The organism is Achromobacter dolens, assembly GCF_902859745.1.
Taxonomy (GTDB): domain Bacteria; phylum Pseudomonadota; class Gammaproteobacteria; order Burkholderiales; family Burkholderiaceae_B; genus Achromobacter; species Achromobacter dolens.
The window spans coordinates 12,143-33,859 of sequence record NZ_CADIJW010000050.1 but is presented as its reverse complement, the minus strand read 5'-3'; the positions used below and the strand labels follow the sequence as shown (position 1 = coordinate 33,859).

Annotated in this window: 15 protein-coding genes; 3 read left to right on the top strand and 12 right to left on the bottom strand. The window is 69.2% G+C overall.

Going from position 1 to position 21,717, the window contains the following annotated elements; all coding sequences use genetic code 11:
* Positions 1–253: 253 nt before the first annotated feature.
* Positions 254–943: a M24 family metallopeptidase gene (locus HV783_RS24445; protein WP_175190042.1), complete on the top strand. Its 690-nt coding sequence runs from the start codon at positions 254–256 to the stop codon at positions 941–943.
* A gap of 93 nt (positions 944–1,036) precedes the next feature.
* Here HV783_RS24445 and HV783_RS24440 read toward each other — a convergent pair whose 3' ends face one another.
* Positions 1,037–4,648 (bottom strand): indolepyruvate ferredoxin oxidoreductase family protein, encoded by a 3,612-nt coding sequence (locus HV783_RS24440; RefSeq protein ID WP_175190041.1) that lies wholly within the window; start codon positions 4,646–4,648, stop codon positions 1,037–1,039.
* 170 nt (positions 4,649–4,818) lie between these two features.
* Here HV783_RS24440 and mutY point away from each other — a divergent pair, with 170 nt between their 5' ends.
* Positions 4,819–5,895: an A/G-specific adenine glycosylase gene (gene mutY, locus HV783_RS24435; protein WP_175143742.1), complete on the top strand. Its 1,077-nt coding sequence runs from the start codon at positions 4,819–4,821 to the stop codon at positions 5,893–5,895.
* A gap of 366 nt (positions 5,896–6,261) precedes the next feature.
* On the opposite strand, the gene HV783_RS24430 is transcribed toward mutY, so the two are convergent.
* Positions 6,262–7,080 carry a helix-turn-helix transcriptional regulator gene (locus HV783_RS24430; protein WP_054495765.1) on the bottom strand — a complete coding sequence of 273 codons (819 nt, stop codon included), beginning with the start codon at positions 7,078–7,080 and terminating at the stop codon, positions 6,262–6,264.
* A 205-nt stretch (positions 7,081–7,285) separates the two neighbouring features.
* On the opposite strand from HV783_RS24430, the gene iaaH reads away from it, so the two are divergent.
* Positions 7,286–8,731 (top strand): indoleacetamide hydrolase, encoded by a 1,446-nt coding sequence (gene iaaH, locus HV783_RS24425; protein WP_175190040.1) that lies wholly within the window; start codon positions 7,286–7,288, stop codon positions 8,729–8,731.
* A gap of 13 nt (positions 8,732–8,744) precedes the next feature.
* Here iaaH and HV783_RS24420 read toward each other — a convergent pair whose 3' ends face one another.
* The 10 genes from HV783_RS24420 to metH form a co-directional block, all read right to left on the bottom strand.
* Positions 8,745–10,307, bottom strand: coding sequence for a mannitol dehydrogenase family protein (locus HV783_RS24420; RefSeq protein ID WP_175190039.1), 1,563 nt, complete (start codon positions 10,305–10,307; stop codon positions 8,745–8,747).
* Entirely contained in the window at positions 10,295–11,506 is a 1,212-nt protein-coding gene (gene manD, locus HV783_RS24415; protein WP_175190038.1) for a D-mannonate dehydratase ManD, read from the bottom strand. Before manD ends, HV783_RS24420 begins: the two co-directional genes overlap by 13 nt.
* Positions 11,507–11,533: 27 nt before the next feature.
* Positions 11,534–12,265, bottom strand: coding sequence for an amino acid ABC transporter ATP-binding protein (locus HV783_RS24410; RefSeq protein ID WP_175190045.1), 732 nt, complete (start codon positions 12,263–12,265; stop codon positions 11,534–11,536).
* A gap of 152 nt (positions 12,266–12,417) precedes the next feature.
* Positions 12,418–13,077 (bottom strand): amino acid ABC transporter permease, encoded by a 660-nt coding sequence (locus tag HV783_RS24405; protein WP_049070959.1) that lies wholly within the window; start codon positions 13,075–13,077, stop codon positions 12,418–12,420.
* Positions 13,074–13,739, bottom strand: a complete 666-nt coding sequence (locus tag HV783_RS24400; protein WP_006392647.1) for an amino acid ABC transporter permease — start codon at positions 13,737–13,739, stop codon at positions 13,074–13,076. The genes HV783_RS24405 and HV783_RS24400 overlap by 4 nt, the downstream gene beginning before the upstream one ends.
* A 33-nt stretch (positions 13,740–13,772) precedes the next feature.
* Positions 13,773–14,810 (bottom strand): L-idonate 5-dehydrogenase, encoded by a 1,038-nt coding sequence (locus HV783_RS24395; protein ID WP_054483548.1) that lies wholly within the window; start codon positions 14,808–14,810, stop codon positions 13,773–13,775.
* A 12-nt stretch (positions 14,811–14,822) separates the two neighbouring features.
* The gene (locus HV783_RS24390) at positions 14,823–15,656 is read right to left on the bottom strand and encodes a substrate-binding periplasmic protein (RefSeq protein WP_024067608.1); all 834 of its coding nucleotides are present in this window, start codon (positions 15,654–15,656) and stop codon (positions 14,823–14,825) included.
* A gap of 131 nt (positions 15,657–15,787) precedes the next feature.
* On the bottom strand, positions 15,788–16,654 hold the full coding sequence (locus tag HV783_RS24385) for a substrate-binding periplasmic protein (RefSeq protein ID WP_175190037.1): 867 nt from the start codon (positions 16,652–16,654) through the stop codon (positions 15,788–15,790).
* A gap of 83 nt (positions 16,655–16,737) precedes the next feature.
* A complete protein-coding gene (locus HV783_RS24380) occupies positions 16,738–17,466 on the bottom strand; it encodes a FadR/GntR family transcriptional regulator (protein ID WP_006386875.1) in 729 nt (242 codons plus the stop codon).
* A 178-nt stretch (positions 17,467–17,644) separates the two neighbouring features.
* A complete protein-coding gene (metH, locus tag HV783_RS24375) occupies positions 17,645–21,418 on the bottom strand; it encodes a methionine synthase (RefSeq protein WP_175190036.1) in 3,774 nt (1,257 codons plus the stop codon).
* Between the last annotated feature and the right edge of the window lie 299 nt (positions 21,419–21,717).

Below are 21,717 nucleotides of genomic sequence, written 5' to 3'. Positions count from 1 at the left end.
GGCGTGGGCACCAAGGCGGCAACGACGCCGCCAGACGCTACCTTAGCCCAAGGTCTGCGGCGCAAGGGGTCCCTGCCGTCAGGCCTGGCCGCAAACCGTGCCACGGCGGCCGCAATCCGCCGCCGTCCACGGCCATGGCCGCCGGACGCGCCAGGCTGGCCGGAATCCGTGCCGCGCGGCGCTGGTCGATGACCCGGCGCGCGCCCAGACTGCTTGCATCGCCCTCCGGGCTTGCCAAGCAAGGAACCCCCTCATGCAAACGCCCTCTTCCGACCCCAGCGAACGCGTCGGTCCCGCCTTCTCCGTGGACGGCATGCTGCTGGCCCGCAACAAGACACGCCAGGCCATCGAGGACATCGCCGCGCGCATCCGCCCCGGCATGATCGAGGAAGACGCGGTCGCCCTGGCCAAGCAGACGCTGATCAATGCCGGCATGGCGCTGAGCTGGCATCCCACGCGGGTGCGCTTCGGCGCCAACACCCTGAAAGCCATGCGCCAGGCGTCCACGCCCGGCGCGGTGCTGGGCGAACACGACATCTTCTTTCTCGACATCGCGCCGCGCCTGGACGCCTGGGAAGGCGATGGCGGCAAGAGCTACGTGGTGGGCGACGACCCCGGCCAGGCGCGTTGCGCCCGCGACGCCGAGGCGCTGTTCCATGACGTGCGCGGCGTCTGGCTGCGCGAGCGGCTGAGCGGACAGGCGCTCTACGCCTACGCCGACCGCCAGGCGCGCGCCATGGGTTGGGAGCTGAACTTCGACCTGCCCGGCCACCGCGTATCCGACTTCCCGCACGCGGCAATCCATACCGGCTCGCTCGCCGAGCTGGCGATCAGCCCATCGGAGATGCGCTGGATCCTGGAGATCCACTTGCGCGACCCGCAGGGCCGCTACGGCGCGTTCTTCGAGGACATGCTGCTGGACGACGCGCACTATCCGGCGTAGGGCTGGCCAGCCCCAGTCGCGCGCGGCTGCCGCGAGGGCGCATGGGCCGGCGGCAGGCATATGCCCGTCGCCGGCCATCGCCGCGCAGGCGGATCAGGCCGCCCGCGCGCCGCCGATCGACACCACGCTGGCGCTGAAGTCCTTGAGCAGCGCCTCGCGCCGCGCGGCGGCCTTCTCCATCGCCGCCTCCTTCACGTGGCCGTAGCCGCGGATCTCCTCCGGCACGCTGGCCAGGGCGACCGCGCGATCCAGGTTGCCGCGATTGAGCTTGGACAGGATCGCGCTCAGCGTCTCGCGATACTCGCGCGCCAGCTCGCGCTCGGCGCGGCGCTCGCGCGTGTAGCCGAACGGATCGAAGCGCGTGCCGCGCAGGCGCTTCATGCGCGCCAGCAGGCGGAACACCCGCAGCATGCCGGGGCCATAGGCTTTCTTGACCAGATGGCCGTCCGCGCCGCGGCGCGCGAACAGCGGCGGCGCCAGGTGGAAGCGCAGCTTCCAGTCGCCCTCGAACTGCTCGCCAATGCGCTTGAGGAACTCCCCGTCCGTGTACAACCGCGCCACCTCGTACTCGTCCTTGTAGGCCAGCAGCTTGAAGTAGTAGCGCGCCACCGCCAGCGCCAGGCGCTGGGTGCCGGTGGCCTCGCGCTCGGCGTGCGCCACCTTGTCCACCAGGTCGGTGTACTGCCTGGCGTAAGCCGCGTCCTGGTACTGCGTCAGGAACGCGCGGCGCGTTTCGACGACGCGCGCCAGCTCGCCGGCCGGCTTCTTCAGCTCCACCACCGGTTGGACCACGCGCGGCCGGCGGATCTCGATGATGCCCTCCGGATGCGCGGGCGCGCCGCCGCTTGCCAGCAGGCGCGTCACGCCGGCCAGGTCATGCGCCGCGCGGCGGCCCCAGGCGAACGCCGCCTGGTTGTTGGGCACCTGCTGGCCGTTCAGTTCGATGGCGCGCAGCAACGACTCGCGCGACAGCGGCAGCCAGCCCTTCTGGTAGGCGTAGCCCATCATCAGCGGGTTGGAATAGATGGCGTCGCCCAGCAGGCCCACGGCCAGCGCCGACGCGTCCACCGTGTGCAGGTTGTCCTTGCCGCAGGCGGCCTGCAGGTCGGCCGTCAGGTTGGCGCCCGGCAGCGTCCAGTCGGGGTTGGTGACGAACGCGGCGGTGGGCGCGGTGTCGCTGTTGAGCAGCGCGCGCGAGCGGCCCGGACGCAGCCGCGCCATGGCGTCGGCGCTGGTGGCCACCACCAGGTCGCCGGCCAGCATCAGGTCGGCCTCGCCCATCGCCACGCGCGTGTTCATCAAGTGGTCCGGCGTCTGCGCCAGCACCACGTGCGAATACACCGCGCCGCCCTTCTGCGCCAGGCCGGCCATGTCCAGCACCGAACAGCCCTTGCCTTCCAGGTGCGCGGCCATGCCCAGCAGTTGCCCGATGGTGACCACGCCGGTGCCGCCGACGCCGGCGATGAACACGCCATAGGCCTGCGCCAGCGCCGGCAGCGCCGGTTGCGGCACGTCGTCGTCGACCGCGCCTTCCGGCGCCAGCGCGCGCGGCTTGCGCAGCTTGCCGCCTTCCACCGTGACGAAGCTGGGGCAGAAGCCCTTCAGACAGGAGAAGTCCTTGTTGCAACTGGACTGGTTGATGGCGCGCTTGCGGCCGAACTCGGTCTCCAGCGGTTCCACCGACAGGCAGTGCGATTTCTGCGAACAGTCGCCGCAGCCTTCGCACACGCGCTCGTTGATGACCACGCGCCGCGCCGGATCGGGATAGGCGCCGCGCTTGCGGCGGCGGCGCTTCTCGGTGGCACAGGTCTGGTCATAGATCAGGACCGACACGCCGGGGTGCTCGCGCAACTCGCGCATCACCGCGTCCAGCTCGTCGCGGTGTTGCACCGGCACGCCCGGCGCCATGCCGGCCATGCCCTGGTATTTCTCCGGCTCGTCGGTCACCACCACGATCTTGTCGATGCCCTCTGCGGCCACCTGGCGGCTGATCATCGGCACGCTGATAGGGCCGTCCACCGGCTGCCCGCCAGTCATGGCCACCGCGTCGTTGAACAGGATCTTGTAGGTGATCGGCGCCTTGGCCGCCACCGCCGCGCGGATCGCCAGCAGGCCGGAATGGAAGTAGGTGCCGTCCCCAAGGTTGGCGAACACGTGCTTCTCTTCGGTGAACGGCGCCTGCCCCAGCCACGGCACGCCCTCGCCGCCCATCTGCGTGTACACCTGCGTGTTGCGGCCCATCCAGGTCACCATGTAGTGGCAGCCGATGCCGGCCATGCCGCGCGAGCCTTCCGGCACCCGCGTCGAGGTATTGTGCGGACAGCCCGAACAGAACCACGGCTTGCGGTCTTCCACCACGCGCGGCCGCGCCAGCGCCTGCTCACGCTCGGCGATGAAGGCCAGGCGCGCCTCGATGCCGGCGCGCACGTCGGCCGGCAATTCGAAGCGCAGCAGGCGCGCGGCGATGGCCTTGGCCACCATCGCCGGCGAGAACTCGTAGTGCGCCGGCAGCAGCCAGTTGCCCTGCGGCACCGCCCATTCGCCGCCATCCTTGTCGTCGAACTTGCCGACCACGCGCGGGATCTTCTTGCCGCTGCCGATCCAGCTAAACAGTTCCTCCTTCAACTGGTATTCGAGCACCTGGCGCTTTTCCTCGACCACCAGAATCTCGTCCAGGCCATCGGCGAAGCGCGCCATGCCGGTGGACTCCAGCGGCCACACCATGCCCACCTTGAACAGCCGCAGGCCGATGCGCTGGCACACCGCCTCGCTCAACCCGAGGTCGGACAGCGCCTGGCGCGTGTCCAGGTAGGCCTTGCCCGAGGTCATGATGCCAAAGCGCGCGTCGCGCGCCGGCACCTGCCACAGTTCGCGGTTCAGGTTGTTGGCGCGCGCGTAGGCCAGCGCCGCGTACAGCTTGTAGTCCAGCAGCCGCGCTTCCTGTTGCAGCGGCGTGTCCGGGATGCGGATGTTCAGGCCGTCCGGCGGCAGTTGGAAATCCCCGGGCAGCACGATCTGCACGCGGTACGGATCCACGTCCACCGAGGCCGACACCTCGACGATGTCGGTGATGCACTTCATGCCGACCCAGACGCCGGCATAACGGCTCATGGCCCAGCCGTGCAGGCCGTAGTCCAGCACCTCCTGCACGCTGGAGGGGAACAGCGCCGGGATCATGCAGGCCTTGAGGATGTGGTCGCTCTGGTGCGGCAGCGTCGACGACTTGGCCGGATGGTCGTCGCCGGCCACCACCAGCACGCCGCCGTGCGGCGACGTGCCGGCGGCGTTGGCGTGCTTGAACACGTCGCCGCAGCGGTCCACGCCCGGCCCCTTGCCGTACCACATGCCGAACACGCCGTCGTACTTGGCGCCTGGGAACAGGTTGACCTGCTGGGTGCCCCACACCGCGGTGGCCGCCAGGTCCTCGTTGATGCCCGGCTGGAACTCGACGTGGTGCGCCTTCAGGTACTTGGCCGCCTTCCACATGTTCTGGTCGACCCCGCCCAGCGGCGAGCCCCGGTAGCCCGACACGAACCCGGCCGTGTTCAGCCCCGCGCGCAGGTCGCGCAGCCGCTGCATCATCGGCAGGCGCACCAGGGCGTGGATGCCGCTCATCCAGGCGCGGCCGCTTTCGAGGGTGTATTTGTCGTCCAACTGGACGGATTCGAGCGCCGCGCGCAGCGCGGGCGTGAGGGGGGCATTCATGTCTACTCCGAGGGTCGTGGAACGCCCGCGGCAGCCAACGCACCACGCCCTCTTGAAGCGCATGCAGGCAAGCGGCGGGAGGTGAATTCCGGGCGCTCGATGCGCCTCTGTCCTACGGTTGTAACCGCTCGCCCCACCCCCGGCAATAGGGCGATGCGATAATTGCGGGCATGGACTTCGCCCCTCGCATCGTCGCCTGGCAACGCCAGCACGGCCGCCACGATCTCCCCTGGCAAAACACCCGGGATCCCTACCGCATCTGGCTCTCCGAGATCATGCTGCAGCAGACGCAGGTGGCCACGGTGATCCCCTACTACGAACGCTTCCTGCAGCGCTTCCCCGACGTGGCCGCGCTGGCCGCCGCCGCCCAGGAAGAGGTGATGCCCTACTGGGCCGGCCTGGGCTACTACGCCCGCGCCCGCAACCTGCACCGCTGCGCCCAGGAGATCGCGCGCGACTGGAATGGCCACTTCCCGCCCAGCGCCGAAGCCATCGCCACCCTGCCCGGCATCGGCCGCTCGACCGCCGCCGCCATCGCCGCCTTCGCCTACGGCGAGCGCTCGCCCATCCTCGACGGCAACGTCAAGCGCGTCTTCACCCGTCACTTCGGCATCGCCGGCGACCCCGCCAGGCGCGAGATCGAGCAGCGCCTGTGGGCCCTGGCCGACGCCCAGGTCGAGGCCGCGCCCGGCCTGGACATGGCCGCCTACACGCAGGGCCTGATGGATCTGGGCGCCACCCTCTGTACGCGCGGCAAGCCCGCCTGTGAACGCTGCCCGGTCGCCGATACCTGTGTCGCCAAGCGCGAAGGCCGCCAGGCCGAGCTGCCCACGCCCAAGGCGCGCAAGGCGATCCCGGAACGCGAGACCGCGATGCTGGTGCTGCAGCACCAGGGCGCCTTCCTGCTGCAGCAACGCCCCGAACCCGGTATCTGGGGCGGCCTCTGGAGCCTGCCCGAATTCGACGCCGCCGGCGACCCCCTGGCCGCCTCCCGCGCCCTAGGCCTGGACCCCGAACAGCGCTTCGAACTCGCCGCCTTCGCCCACACCTTCACCCACTACCGCCTGCACATCCGCCCCTGGTACGTGCCCGTGCGCAGCGCCTCGCTACGCCAGCCCACGCAACCCGAGCGCTGGATCACCCAGGCCGAACTCGCCGACACCGCCCTGCCCGCCCCCGTCAAGAAACTCCTGCTGGGCCTGATCGAAGCCGGCCTCCCCGGCGACCTGCTGGCCAACAGCAAGTAGCACCCTCCGACCGCCCCCCGCGCGCAGCGTCACCACCCCGACGCCAGACACCCAAACGCCAAAGAAGGCCGCCCGCGCGGCCGCCTTTGGCGACCCCGCAAACCCTTTCCGCCTCAAAGATTGCTGGCAAGAACGCCAAGAACAAGACCCGCCCCAACAGCCGCCGTTAAGTCACGACGCGAGCGAGTGGCGGGGCAGGCGGGGGATGGCGGGGCTACGATTGCGGTCCGGAGCGTTCGCTCCGGACTGCCCCGGGCTCAACCTCGTTGCCGCCTGCCGGCGGCTGCCTTCGGTTTCCGCCGGGCGCATCTACACGCCCCGCCATCCCCCGCCTGCCCCGCCACTCGCGCCTCAAGAACCCACCCGTCACTCATCCCCCAGCAACATCACCAGCTTCAGATCCAGATGCGTCGCCAGGCGAAACGTGATCTGCTGGAACGCCATCCGCCCCCGCCGCGGATGCGCGAATTCACGCAGGCCGCCCTCGCGCTCGACCACCGCGTGCCGGTTCCACCAATGCGCGAACACCGCGCTCTGCCGGTTCAGGGCATCGATCAGCGCCAGCACCGCCGGCTCATCCAGATGCGCGCCCGCGTCCGCCCGAAACTCCGCCACCACGCGCCGCGCCCGCTGCTCCCAATCCACCACCAGCTCGCGCGCCGCCGGGTCCAGGAAGATGTAGCGCAGCAGGTTGGGCTCCGGATCCCGGGTCGGCCAGTCGTCGAACAGTTCCCGCAGCGGTTCATTACAGGCCAGCACGTTCCAGGCCCGGTCCAGCACGTAGGCCGGCGCGGTGATGGCGTCCACGCACTCGCGCAACGACCCCGGCGCCCCCATCGCGTCGTCGCGCGCATGCTGCGGATCGGCGCAATCGGCCAGGTCGAACAGATAGGCCCGCTCGGCCCGCGCCAGTTGCAGCACCCCCGCGATGCGCGACCAGACCGACGGCGATACCGACACCTCGCGCCCCTGTTCGATCCAGGTGTACCAGGTGACGCTGATGCCGCACAGTTGCGCCACCTCTTCGCGCCGCAGCCCCGGCGTGCGCCGGCGCATGCCTTCGGGCAGGCCGGCCATCTGCGGCGTGATGCGCGATCGGGCGCTGCGCACGAATTCGCCCAGCGCCTGGCGGCGCAGGCGGGAGCCTTCGTGGCCGGCGGCGCCGGCCTGGGGGGAAGTGTTCATACCAGGATAAGAGAGGGACTTGTACGTGTATAAGCTCCACCTATCTTAGCGCCTGACCGTCCCCGCGGTACCGCGCCCCGCCCGCGGGCGACCACGGGCCGGACCGGCATATCGACGAACGGCGCCCGGCCGCGCTACGGTCAACCCTGCACAGAACGGTATCGACCCGACGCAACCGCCCCAAAACCAAGGAGACAACCCCGCCATGACCGCCCACCAGACGTCCTCGAGCTGCCCCACCGTGACCGAGGCCGCGGCGCTGTTCCGCGACGGCCAGATCACCAGCGAGGCCCTCACCCGGGCCTGTCTGGACCGCATCGCGTCCCGCCAGGACCTCAATGCCTTCATCACCGTCGACGCCGAGGGCGCGCTGGCCCAGGCAAGGGCCGCCGACGCCGGGCGCGCCGCCGGCCGCGCGCCCCGGCCGCTGCAGGGCGTGCCCTTGGCGATCAAGGACAACATCCATGTGGCGGGGCTGCCCAACACCGCCGGCACCCCGGCCCTGCATGGCTTCATCCCCAAGGAAGACGCGCCGGTGGTGCGCCGGTTGCGCGAGGCGGGCGCCATCATCGTCGGCAAGACCCACATGCATGAACTGGCCTTCGGCGTGTCCGGCTACAACACCGCCTACCCCGGCCCGCGCGGCGCGGGCACGCGCAACGCTTATGACGCCGAACGCATCGCCGGCGGTTCGTCCTCGGGCAGCGGCGCGGCGGTGGGCGCGCGCCTGGTGCCGGCCGCGCTAGGCACCGACACTGGCGCTTCCGTGCGCCTGCCCGCCGCCCTCAATGGCGCCGTCGGCTTCCGGCCTTCCGTGGGTCGCTATGACGGTTCGGGCATTACGCCGATTTCGCATACCCGCGATACGCCCGGACCCATCGCCAACGGCATGGCCGACATCGCGCTGCTGGATGCCGTCCTGGCCGGCGATGACACGCCACTGCCGGCGCTGCGCGCCGCCGACCTGCGCCTGGGCCTGCCCGGCTATTTCTGGCAGGACCTGGACCCGCGGGTAGAGGCCACGGCGCAGGCCGCCCTGGAGCGTCTGCGCGCGGCCGGCGTGACCCTGGTCCCGCTGGACCTGCCCGGCCTGGAAGCCAGCAACGCCGCGACCGGCATGCCACTGTGCCTGTACGAGCAGAAGCACGATCTGATCGCCTATCTGCAACGCCACGACGCGGGCGTGTCATTCGAGGAACTGGTGGCTCGGATTTCCAGCCCTGACGTGAAAGCCATCTTCGATGACCTGGTCGTGCCGGGCGTGCTGCCCACGCCATCGGGCGAACTGCTGCCGCTGCAACCGCTTTACGACAGCGCCATCGCGGAACATCGCAACGCGCTCGTCGACGTCTACCGCCGTGCGTTCGCGCGGCACGGGCTGCACGGGCTGCTGTTCCCCACGGTGCCGGTGCTGGCGCCGCTCGCCGCGTCCGAGGCCAGCAGCCTGGAGTCGTTCCTGCGGCTGGCGCGCAACGTCGACCCCGGCAGCAACGCGGGCCTGCCCGGCCTGAGCCTGCCCGCCGGCCTGTCGGACGGCGGCCTGCCGATCGGACTGGAGGTGGATGGCCTGCCGGGCGAGGACCGCCAGATCCTCGCCATTGGCATGGCAATCGAACCATTGCTGGGCCGGCTGGCGCCGCCGGCTGCCTGACGCGGACGCCGCCCTAGCCAGCGTCCGCGCGCATCGCGGCCAGGGTCGCCTCCAGCGCGCCCGCCACGCCCAGCGTGCGCAACGACTGCGCCGCCTGCGCCACCTCGCGCACGAAACGCTCGTCGCGGCCCAGGTCGCCGAACACGGCGGCCAGGGCCGTCATCTCGCGCGCCCAGGCCAGCGCGGCGGCCGGTCCCGGCGAAGCATCGCGCGCCGCATGCTCGGCCTGCGCCAGTCGCTGCGCCAGCGGCTCGGCCAGCGGATCGTCGATGGGATAACGCCGTCCTGCCTGATCCACACCGCGCAGGAAATGCAGCCAGCCGGCCAGCGCCAGCGCCAGCCCCGTGATCGGCCGGTCCGCCGCCAGCCGCGCCCGCACCGTGCCCAGCAGGCGCTGCGGCATCTTCTGCGACCCGTCCATGGCGATCTGCCGCGTCTGGTGCCGCAGCGCCGGATTGGCGTAGCGTTGCAACAGCCGCTCCTGGTAAGCCGCCAGGTCCAGGCCTGGCAGCACCGGCAGGGTCGGCGCGATTTCCATGCGCATCAGGTCGGCCAGATAGCGCCGCAGCGCCGGCTGCGCCACGGCCTGGTCCACCGTGCCCCACCCCGCCATCACCGACAGGTAGGCCAGCGCCGAATGCGCGCCGTTCACCATGCGCAGCTTGAGGGTCTCGAACGGCGCCGCCTCGTCGACAAAGCGCGCGCCGCCCACGGCCCAGTCCGGCCGACCGGCGGCAAAGCGATCTTCCACCACCCATTCCAGGAACGGCTCGGCCTGCACCGGCCAGGCGTCCGTCATGCCCAGCGCCTGCGCCACGGCCGCGCGATCCTCATCGGTGGTGCGCGGCACGATGCGGTCCACCATGGAGCACGGAAACGTGCAGGCCTGGCCGATCCATTCGGCCAGGCGGGCGTCGACCTGCGCGGCGAACGCCAGCACCAGGCCGCGCAGCAGATGGCCGTTGCCGGGCAGGTTGTCCAGCGACAGCAGCGTCACCGGGCCCAGGCCCGAGGCGCGGCGCCGTTGCAGCCCCCACACCAGGAAGCCGATGGTGCTGCGCGGCGCCAGCGGCTGGCCCAGGTCGTGCACGATGTCGGGATGCGCCAGGTTCAACGCCCCGCTGGCCGGATCGTGGCAATAGCCCTTCTCGGTCACGGTCAGGCTCACGATGCGCGTGTACGGACTGGCGATGCGCGCCAGCACCGCCTGCGGATCCTCCGGCGCCACCAGCGTTTCCAGCAGGCAGCCGATCACGGCCAGTTGCTGTCGCGGCCGGCCCTCGGCGTCGGCGCTGCGCAGCGCCAGCGTGTACAGCCCGTCCTGCGGCGCCAGCGCATCGCGGGTGTCGGCCTGGCGCAGCGACACGCCGCAGATGCCCCAGCGCGGGTCGCCGCTGGCGTGGATGGCCGCCTCATTCACCGCCGCCAGATGGCCGCGCGCGAACGCGCCCAGTCCCAGATGCACGATGCCGGCGCGCAACGCGCCCCTATCGTAGGCCGGTCGCGCCAGGCCGGGCGCCAGCGCCTGCAGGCGCGCCGGATGCAGCCGGACGGCCGCGGGGGCTACCAATTCCATAGCGTGCCGTCCTGCTGCAAGCGGTTCACCGGCAGGTAGGCGCGCTTGTACGGATACTTGGCGGCCAGCTTCTCGTCGATGTCCACGCCGTGACCCGGCACATCGCCCGGATACAGCATGCCCTGCGAGAAGGTGTAGGCGTGGGGGAACACCGCGTCCGTCTCCTCGGTGTGGCGCATGTATTCCTGGATGCCGAAGTTCGGCACCCACAGGTCGAAGTGCAGCGCCGCGCCCATGCACACCGGCGACAGGTCGGTGGCGCCATGGCAGCCGGTGCGCACCTGGTACAGCGAGGCCAGGTCGGCGATGCGGCGCAGGTGCGTGATGCCGCCGGCGTGCACCACGGTGGTCCGGATGTAGTCGATCAACTGGTTCTGCACCAGGTCCTTGCAGTCCCAGATCGAATTGAAGATCTCGCCCACCGCCAGCGGCGTGGTGGTGTGCTGGCGGATCAGGCGGAAGGCCTCCTGGTTCTCGGCCGGCGTGGCGTCTTCCATCCAGAACAGGTTGTACGGTTCCAGCGACTTGCCCAGGCGGCCAGCCTCGATCGGCATCAGGCGGTGGTGCACGTCGTGCAGCAGGTGGTGCTCGAAGCCGAGCTTTTCGCGGATGCGATCGAACAGCTTGGGCGTGTGCCGCAGGTACTTCTCCGTGGACCAGTCGTGCTCGCTGGGCAGGTCGGCGTCGGCGGGTTCGTAGAACAGGTTGCCGCGGCCGACGCCGTAGACCTTGTCCAGCCCCGGCACGCCGCTCTGCGCGCGGATCGCGCGGTAGCCCATGTCGGCATAGCGCAGCACCTCGTCGACGGTGTGCTCGATGTCGCTGCCATTGGCGTGGCCGTAGACCATGACGCCGGTGCGGCTCTTGCCGCCCAGCAGTTGGTACAGCGGCAGGCCGGCGGCCTTGGCCTTCAGGTCCCAGAGCGCGGTGTCGACCGCGGCGATGGCGGTCATGGTGACCGGGCCCCGGCGCCAGTAGGCGCCCTTGTACAGGTATTGCCAGATGTCCTCGATCTGGTGCGCGTCGCGGCCGATCAGGCAAGGCACCACGTGTTCGGTCAGGTAGGCCGCCACGGCCAGCTCGCGCCCGTTCAGGGTGGCGTCGCCGATGCCGGTCAGGCCCTGGTCGGTCTCGATCTTCAGGGTCACGAAATTGCGGCCCGGCGAACAAACAATGACGCGTGCGTTCGTAATTTTCATCATGGATTCCGTGAAACGGGAGGGTGTTCAGCCTTCCCAGCCCAGGTGGCTGAGGAAGTCGCGGGTACGGGCGACCTGCGGGTTGTCGAAAATCTGCGCGGGCGGGCCCTGTTCCAGGATGGCGCCGTTCTCGAACACCACCACCCAGTTGGCCACGCGCCGCGCGAAACTCATTTCATGCGTGACCACGATCATGGTCATGCCTTCCTGCGCCAGCTTCTTCATGACGTTCAGCACCTCGCCCACGGTCTCGGGGTCGAGCGCCGAGGTCGGCTCGTCGAACAGCATCACTTCCGGCTCCATCGCCAGCGCGCGGGCGATCGCCACGCGCTGCTGCTGGCCGCCGGACAGGTTGGCGGGAAAGTTGCCGGCCTTGGCGGCCAGGCCGACCTTCTCCAGCAGCGCCATGGCGCGGGCCCGCGCCAGCTCCGGCGCCATGCCGAGCACGGTGATGGGCCCCATGGCGACGTTGTCCAGCGCCGACTTGTGCGGGAACAGCTCGAAGCTCTGGAACACCATGCCCATGCGCTGGCGCACCTTGCGCACTTCCGATTCGGCCTCCGGCACCGCCACGCCGTCCAGCAGCACGCGGCCGCCGTCGATCTTCTCCAATGCGTTGGTGCAGCGCAGGAGCGTAGACTTGCCCGAACCGGACGGGCCGATCAGGCACATCACCTCGCCCTTGTTGACCTGCAGCGAAACGTCGTTCAACGCCACGAAGTCGCCAAAGACCTTGCGCACGTGCTCGTACACCAGCACCGGCGGCTGATCGGCGCCCTTGCGTGCGGCGGCCGTTGCCGCGGCAGCCGTCGCTGCGGCAGCCGGCGCTGCGGCGGCCGTTGCCGCGCGGGTCGTTGCTGCGGCCGCCGCCGCGCCGGCCGTGCCGGCCACTTGTTCCAGGATCATCTCGTTCACTCCTTGACTCCGTATTTGCGGTGGATCCAGTCGACCAGCTTGGCCTGCGGATAGCCCATCAGCCAATAGATCACCGCCATCGCGGTCAGCATTTCCAGCACGCGGAAGCTCTGCGCGCGCACCTGCATCGAGGCATAGGCCAGCTCGCTGACGGCGATCACCGACACCAGCGAGGTGTCCTTGAACAGCGAGATCCAGGTGCTGGCCAGCACCGGCAGGATCCGCCGCGCTGCCTGCGGCACCAGCACCTTGAACATGGCCTGGCGGCGCGACATGCCCATCGCCAGCGCCGCCTCCATCTGGCCCTTGCGGATCGAATTGATGCCGGCGCGGAAGGTCTCGGAGTTGTAGGCCGACACGTTCAGCACCAGCGCCACCAGCGCCGTGGTCACCGCCGAGAACTGCACGTCCAGCGCCATCGGCATCACGTAGAACGCCCAATAGATCACCAGGATCAGCGGCAGGTTGCGGAAGAACTCGACGATCGCCACCGCGATGCCATTGGCCACGCGGTTCGACGACAGCCGCATCAGCGCCAGCACCATGCCGCCGGGCACCGCCAGCGCCATCGTCACCACCGTCAGCATCACGGTCATGGCCGCGCCCTGCAGCAGCACCTGGCGCGAGTCCCAGATAATTCCCCAGTCCAGATTCATGAGCGCCCCAGGTGTGCGTAACGTTGGTACAGCCGGTCCACGCCGCGCGTCACCGGGAACAGGATCACGAAGTACGCCACGATCACCGCGGTGAACACCTCGATCGGCCGGTAGCTCTGCCCGGCGATGGTCTCGGCCTTGTGCATCAGTTCGGGCACCGCGATCACCGTGGCGATGGCGGTGTCCTTGATCGCCACCGTCAGCACCGAGCCGAAGGCCGGCAGCATGCGGATGGTGGCCTGCGGCAGGATGATCTTGCGCAGCGCCTGGGCCCGCGACATGCCGAGCGCCAGGCCGGCGCGCATCTGCCCCGGGCGCACCGACTCGATGCCGGCGCGGATCACCTCGGCCGAGTAGGCCGCGATGTGCAGCGTCAACGCCACCAGCGCCGCCCAGAACGGCGCGAAGGTCACCCCGGCCAGCAGCGGGAAGGCGAAGTAGATCCACACCAGCACCACCAGCACCGGGATGGCGCGCATGCTGTCGATGTAGAACACCAGCAGCACCCGCAGCCAGCGCGGCCCGTACAGGCGCAGCAGCGCGATCACCAGGCCCAGCAGGATGCTGGACACCGCCGTGACGGCGCTCAGCGCCACCGTGATGCCCAGGCCACTGGCGAAGAAGCGCCAGTTATCGACGATGGGGGAAAAATCGAAGTCCATGGAATCTCCGTGCGGTCGCGAGCGCGGCCGGGCTCAGAACGTCACCATCACTTTCATGGCCTGGCGCCGGTCGGCCGCCAGCGCGAAGGCCTCGTGCGCCTGGCGCGCCGGCACCGCCGCCGTCAGCAGCGGCGCCACGTCCACCAGGCCGCGGCCCAGGTAGTCGACCGCCCAGGCGTATTCATCGACGAAGCGGAAGCTGCCGATGACGTTCAGGCTCTTGACCATGATCTGGTTGAACGGGCACTGCTCGCTGCTGCCGCCCAGCGTGCCCACCGTGACGATGGTGCCGCGCGGCCGCGTGGCGCGGATGCAGTTCGCCAGCCCGGCGTAGTTGCCGGAGGCCTCGAAGCACACATCGACCGTGCCCTTGCCCGCCGCCAGTTCGTCCAGCGCGCCCGGCTCGGCGGCGGCGTTGATGGTGCGCGTGGCGCCGACCTTGGCGCAGGTTGCCAGGGTCTGGTCGACGATGTCGACCACGATGACCTGGCTGGCGCCGGCCAGGCGCGCCGCCATCAGCACCAGCGCGCCGATCGGCCCGGCGCCCACCACCATCACCGTCTTGCCCAGCAGCGTGCCGGCGCTGCGCACCGCGTGCAGCGCCACCGCCAGCGGCTCGCCGAAGGCGGCCAGCTCGAACGACAGGCTGTCCGGCACCGGCACGCACTGCTTTTCCTGCACCACCACCTGCTCGCGCATCGCGCCCTGCATGTGCGGATAGCGGCTGGCGCTGCCGAAGAAGAACACCGCCTCGCAGTGGTTGGAATCGCCCTGGCGGCAGTAGCGGCACACGCCGCAGGTGCGCGCCGGATCCAGCGCCACGCGGTCGCCGGGCTTGACGGCGGTGACCGCCGAGCCGACCTCCAGCACCTGGCCCGAGGCCTCGTGGCCCGGCGTCAGCGGTTCGCGGATGACGAAGTCGCCGACCCGGCCGTGACGGTAGTAATGCAGGTCCGAACCGCAGATGCCGACCGCCTTGACGCCGACGCGCACCTGCGTCGGGCCCAGCGGCTCGGGCGCCTGTTCCACCAGCCGCAAGTCCTCGGCCCCATGAATCGCGCAATTGAGCATGGTGTGTCCGCCTTACTTCAGGTTCTGCGTCATGCGGCGCTCTTCGGCCACCAGTTCGGGATGCATGCGCGCTTCCACCTTGCGCAGCCACTCCAGGTACACCGGCTGGTTCTTGGCCACGCCCATGCCCGCGTCGATCGCGAAGATCTTGCTGTCCTGGCAATCGTTTTCCTTGGGGAACACGGCCAGGCCCTTGACCTTCCTGCTGATGTTGGGCCACAGCATGCGGTTCAGCGGCGCCACGTCGGAGCGGCCCGCCAGCACTTCCTCGATCGGCGCCACCGAACCCGAGTTGGTGACGCCGCGCAGCTTGGCCTTGGGGAAGTTCTCCAGCACCAGCGGCTCTTCGCCCGCGCCCGAGAAGTACGCCATGGTGATGCCGGGCTGGTTGAAGTCCTCGACCTTGGTGGCGCTGGTGAACTTGGGGTTGGACGCCAGGCCGAACATGCAGACGCTGGTGTTCGAGAACGTGACGAAGTCGATGATCTTGGCGCGCTCGGCGTTCTGGTTCAGCGGCCCGATCATGATGTCCATCTGATTGGCGATCAGCGCCGGCACCTTGGTTTCGTGGCTGACCTGCACCGGCACGATCTTCACGTCCAGCAGGCGCGCGAATTCCTTGCCCAGCAGCCACGACGAGCCCATCCAGGGCTCGCCCGAGCCGGTGGTGTTCTGCACCAGCCACGGCGGGTTGTTGACCACGCCCACGCGCAGCACGCCGGCCTTACGAATGGCGTCGATGCGCGGGCTCTCGCCGGGCGCGGGCGGCGTCTGCGCCTGGGCGGTGGCGGCGCCGGCCAGCAGCAGAGCGGTGGCGGCGAAACGGGTGAGGAAGGACGGTTGCATTGCGGTCTCCTTGGAGGCAAGCCCGGCGGCGGACGCCGGATGCGGGCGCGCGAGGCCGCGGGCAGTCGCCCGGGCCGCGCGCCTTGCGCGGGGTCGGTGAATCCAGTGGGGTGGGGAAAGGCCGGAGCGGCCTACGGGGTCTGTTCGATGATGCGCATTTCGTCGGCGTCCAGGCGCGTCTTCATGCCGGCGGCCACCTGCCGCAGCCAGGCCAGGTATTCGGGCTGGTTCTTGTCGATCGCCAGGCCCACCGGCGAGGCCTTTTCGGTGCTCTGCTGGCAGTTGGCCTCGGCGGGCAGCGCGATCAGGCCGCGCACCTTGCGGCTCAGGCCGACCCAGGGCACGCGGTTAATCGGCGCCGCGTCGGCGCGCTTGGCCATGATTTCCTCGATCGGCGCGGTGGCGCCCGAGTTGGCCACGGCGCGCAGCGTGGCGTTGGGAAAGCGCTGCTTGACCCAGGCTTCCTCGGCGCCGCCGGTGAAGTATGCGATGGTGACGCCGGGCCGGTTCAGGTCATCGACCGACCTGGCCGCGGCCATCCTGGGATTGGACGCCAGGCCGAACAGGCAGACGCTGGTGGAGGAATACAGCACGAAGTCCACCACCTTCAAGCGTTCCGGCGTTTCGGCCAGCGGGCTGATGGTCATGTCGACCTGGTTGGCCGCCAGCACCGGCACCTTGGTCTCGTGCGAGACCTGCACCGGCGTCAGCTTCACGCCCAACAGGCGGGCGTATTCCTTGGCCAGCAGCCAGGCCGGGCCGCTCCAGCCCTCGCCGCCCTTGCCGGACACGTCCTGCAGCAGCCAGGGCGCATTCTGCAGCACGCCGACGCGCAGCTCGCCCGCCTTGCGGATCGCATCGATGCGCGCGCTCTGGCCCGCCGCGGGCGCTTCCTGCGCCATCGCCGGCGCGGTCAGCGCATAGGCCGCCAGCGCGCACGCCGACAGCATCGCCGCCGCCCTGTGCCAGGCGCGGCTCCCCTTGTTCCTTTGCTGCATCCTGTTGTCTCCTGATGTGTGTCGCCCGGTTCCGGGGCGCGGTATCTTCCGCGCTCAGCCGGGGGCCGCCTGCCGGTATTACGTCAACGCCACCCCTGCGCGAACTCGCCGATCACGCGTTCGAGGTGATTGCGCATTGCCTGCCGCGCGCCATCCGCATCGCGCGCCACCAGCGCGCTGAAGATGCGCTGATGGTCTTCCTGCGAGGCCTGGCGCAATTCCTGCGTATGGAAATGCTGTTCGATCTTTTCCCAGATAGGGCCTTGCGCCTGGTCCCACATCGCCGTCACCGTGCCCAGCAGCACGCTGTTGCCGGTGGACTGCGCGATGTACAGGTGGAAACGGCGGTCGGCCTCCTGGTTCTCTTCCTTGTGCATCATCTGTTCGCGCATGGTGGTCAGCGCCTCGAAGATGCGGTCCAGGTCGGCGTCGTTGCGCGTCGTGGCCGCCAGCGCGGCGATCTCGGATTCCACCAGGCAGCGCGCGCGCAGCAGTTCGAACGGACCGGCGCCCGGCTCCTGCGCGGCCGGCAGCCGCGCCACGCCCGGCTTGGGTTCACAGACGTAGATGCCCGAACCGCCGCGCACTTCCACCACGCCCTGCAGTTCCAGCGCGATGATGGCCTCGCGCAGCGAGGTGCGGCTGACGTCGAAGCGCTCGGCCAGCGCGCGCTCGGCCGGCAGGCGCTTGCCCACCGCGAACTCGCCCTGCGCGACCAGCGCCTGGATCTGCGCGGCCAGCCGCAGGTAGGCGCGGTCGGCCACCGGCTTGCTGGCGGGTTCCTCGGGCTTGGGGATCAGTTGTAGTGTCATGGCGTTGAAAGTGGTTGGACCAAATATTATGTGGTTTACCAATTTGGCACATCATGGTTTACCACTATCCATTTGGTAAACCGTCCGAATAAAACAAAGCGCCGCGCCGGACGAGCCGGGGCGGCGCTGGGGTGGCACTGAGATACCGGGCGGGCCCGGCGCGGCGGCGAAACCGGCCTCAGCCCAGGTTCGGCGCCAGCGTGCGCTTCAGATCCTCGATGCTGCGGCCGCTGCGCGCGGCGTAGTCCTGCAACTGGTCTTCGCCGATGATGCCGACGTTGAAGTACTGCGACTGCGGATGGCTGAAGTAGAAGCCCGACACGCTCGAGGCCGGGAACATGGCGTAGCTGTCAGTCAGCATCATGCCGATGTCGGCGCCGTCCAGCACGCGGAACATGTCGGTCTTGACCACATGCTCCGGGCAGGCCGGATAGCCCGGCGCCGGGCGGATGCCGACGTACTTCTCGGCGATCATGTCGTCGTTGGACAGCGCCTCGTCCGGCGCGTAGCCCCACAGGTCCTGGCGCACGCGGGCGTGCAGGCATTCGGCGAAGGCTTCGGCCAGGCGGTCGGCCAGCGACTTGAGCATGATGCCGGAATAGTCGTCCAGCGCCTTCTCGAACTCGGCTTCCTTCTTCTCGATGCCGATGCCGGCCGTCACCGCGAACATGCCGATGTAGTCGAGCTTGCCGCTGGATTTGGGCGCGATGAAGTCCGACAGCGACTTGTTGCTGACGCCCTCGCGCTTGGCGCCCTGCTGGCGCAGGTTGCGGTAGGTGAACAGCACCTCGCTGCGGCTCTCGTCCTTGTAGACCTCGATGTCCTCGTCGTTGACGCTGTTGGCCGGATAGAAGCCGACCACGCCGTTGGCGGTCAGCCAGCGGCCCTCGACGATGCGTTTCATCATGGCCTGGCCGTCGGCGTAGACCTTGCGCGCCTGCTCGCCCACCACCTTGTCGTCCAGGATCGCCGGGAACGGCCCGAACAGACTCCAGGTCTGGAAGAACGGGCCCCAGTCCACGTACTTCGCGATCTCGGCCAGGTCATAGCTCTTGAAGGTGCGGCGGCCGATGAACTTGGGGCGCGGCGGCGTGTAGCTGTCCCAGTCGATCCGCGGGCGCGAGGCGCGCGCCTCGGCCAGCGGCAGGATCGGCGCGGCCTTGCGGTTGGCGTGGCGGCGGCGCACGTCCTCGTATTCCTCGGCCAGCTCCGCCAGGTAGGCGTCCGCCTGGTCGGACATCAGGCTGGTGGCCACGCCCACCGAACGGCTGGCGTCCGGCACGTAGATCACCGGGCCTTCGTAGTTGGGCGCGATCTTCACGGCCGTGTGCACGCGGCTGGTGGTGGCGCCGCCGATCATCAGCGGCACCTTGCGGCTGCGGAAATACTCGTCGCGCTGCATTTCCGAGGCGACGTAGGCCATCTCTTCCAGGCTGGGCGTGATCAGGCCGGACAGGCCGACGATGTCGGCGTTCTCTTCCTTGGCCTTCTCCAGGATCTGGGCGCAGGGCACCATCACGCCCATGTTCACCACTTCGAAGTTGTTGCACTGCAGGACCACCGAGACGATGTTCTTGCCGATGTCGTGCACGTCGCCCTTGACGGTGGCGATGACGATCTTGCCCTTGGCGCGCACGTCGCCGCCGGCGGCCGCGATCTGGCGCTTTTCCTCTTCGATGAAGGGGATCAGGTGGGCCACGGCCTGCTTCATCACGCGCGCCGACTTCACCACCTGCGGCAGGAACATCTTGCCGGCGCCGAACAGGTCGCCCACCACGTTCATGCCGTCCATCAGCGGGCCTTCGATCACCTCGATCGGACGGCCGCCGCGCGCGGCAATCTTCTGGCGCACCTCTTCGGTGTCCTCGACGATGAAGGCGGTAATGCCGTGCACCAGCGCGTGCGACAGGCGCGCCTCGACCTCCGCATTGCGCCAGGCCAGGTCTTCTTCCTTCTTCGCGCCCGAGCCCTTCACCGTGTCGGCGAACTGCACCAGGCGCTCGGTCGGCGTGCGTTCGTCGGCCGGGTCGGTCTTGCCGACCGGCTCGGCACGGTCCAGCACCACGTCCTCGACCAGGTCGCGCAGCTTGGGATCGAGGTCCGCATACACGCCCAACTGGCCGGCGTTGACGATGCCCATCGTCATGCCTTCCTTGACCGCGTAATACAGGAACACGGTGTGGATGGCCTCGCGCATCGGCTCGTTGCCGCGGAACGAGAAGCTCACGTTCGAGACCCCGCCCGAGATGCGGGCGTGGGGCAGGTTCTCGCGGATCCAGCGGGTGCCCTCGATGAAGTCGACGGCGTAATGGTTGTGCTCGTCGATGCCGGTGGCGACCGCGAACACGTTGGGATCGAAAATGATGTCTTCCGGCGGGAAGCCCTCTTCCTCGACCAGGATCTTGTAGGCGCGGCCGCAGATTTCCTTGCGGCGCGCCAGCGTGTCGGCCTGGCCCAATTCGTCGAACGCCATCACCACCACCGCCGCGCCGTAGCGGCGGCACAGGCGGGCGTGGTGGCGGAACGGCTCCAGGCCTTCCTTCATGGAGATCGAGTTGACCACCGGCTTGCCCTGCACGCACTTCAGGCCGGTCTCGATCACGTCCCACTTGGAGCTGTCGATCATCACCGGCACGCGCGCGATGTCGGGCTCGGAGGCAATCAGGTTCAGGAAGCGGTGCATGCACGCCACCGAATCCAGCATGGCCTCGTCCATGTTGATGTCGATGATCTGCGCGCCGTTCTCGACCTGCTGGCGGGCCACCGCCAGCGCCTCGTCGTATTTCTCTTCGCGGATCAGGCGCGCGAACATCTTGCTGCCGGTGACGTTGGTGCGTTCGCCCACGTTCACGAACAGCGTGTCCTCGTCGATGTTCAGCGGTTCCAGGCCCGACAGGCGGGTCTTGACCGGGATCTCCGGCACCACCCGCGGCGTCAGCGCCGCGACCTTGTCGGCAATCGCGCGGATGTGGTCGGGCGTGGTGCCGCAGCAGCCGCCGGACATGTTCACCAACCCGGCGCGGGCGAATTCCTCCAGCAGCGCGGAAGTATCGGCCGGGGTCTCGTCGAAGCCGGTCTCGGCCATCGGGTTGGGCAGGCCGGCGTTGGGGTAGACACAGACGTAGGTGTCGCAGATCTTGGACAGCTCGGCCACGTACGGGCGCATCAGCGCCGCGCCCAGCGCGCAGTTCAGGCCGATGGTGACCGGCCGCGCATGGCGCACCGAGTTCCAGAAGGCCTCGACGGTCTGGCCCGACAGGATGCGGCCGGAGGCGTCGGTGACGGTGCCCGAGATCATCACCGGCAGGCGGATGCCGCGCTGCTCGAACACTTCCTCGGTGGCGAAGATCGCCGCCTTGGCGTTGAGCGTGTCGAAGATGGTCTCGATCAGGACGATGTCGATGCCGCCATCGAGCAGGCCGTTGAGCTGTTCCACGTAGGCCACGCGCAGCTCGTCGAAGGTGACGTTGCGCGCGCCCGGGTCGTTCACGTCGGGCGAGATCGACGCCGTCTTGGGCTGCGGGCCGAGCGCGCCGGCCACGAAGCGCGGCTTGTCCGGCGTGCTGTACTGGTCACAGGCCTGGCGCGCCAGTTGCGCGGACACCAGGTTCAGCTCGTAGGCCAGTTCCGGCAGGTCGTAGTCGCCCTGCGCGATCGAGGTGGCGCCGAAGGTGTTGGTCTCGATGACGTCGGCGCCGGCTTCCAGGTACTGGCGGTGGATCTCGGAGATCACGTCCGGCCGCACCAGCGACAGCAGCTCGTTGTCGCCCTTCAGGTCCTTGCCATGGCCGGCGAAGCGCTCGCCGCGGAAATCGGCCTCGCCCAGCTTGTAGCGCTGGATCATCGTGCCCATGGCGCCGTCCAGGATCAGGATGCGCTGGCCCAGCAGGCGGGCGAAATCGCCGCCACGGGTGAAACTCTCGGGCGGGTAAGGCAGGCGGGGATACGACACGTTCAGGTCCGAAAGGAGGGTTGGGCAACGAAAGCGGCCGCGCAAATGTCGCTAAAAAACGATAAAGGCCGAAAAATCAACCCCTGATCGTAACAAAACAGGCCCTGTTTCGCCCTCCGGTGATACAGTTTCGGCCCCGAACCGGTGCTTTCGGCGCACAGGGACAGGCAAGAACGCAACACTTGCCGGTCCGCGCGCGAAAGGTAAACGGGAAACAGGAAGACATCCGCCCCGCCGCCCACAAGGCCGGCCGGCCCGGACATCCAGCCTGTGCTGCCCCCGCAACGGTCCCCATGCGC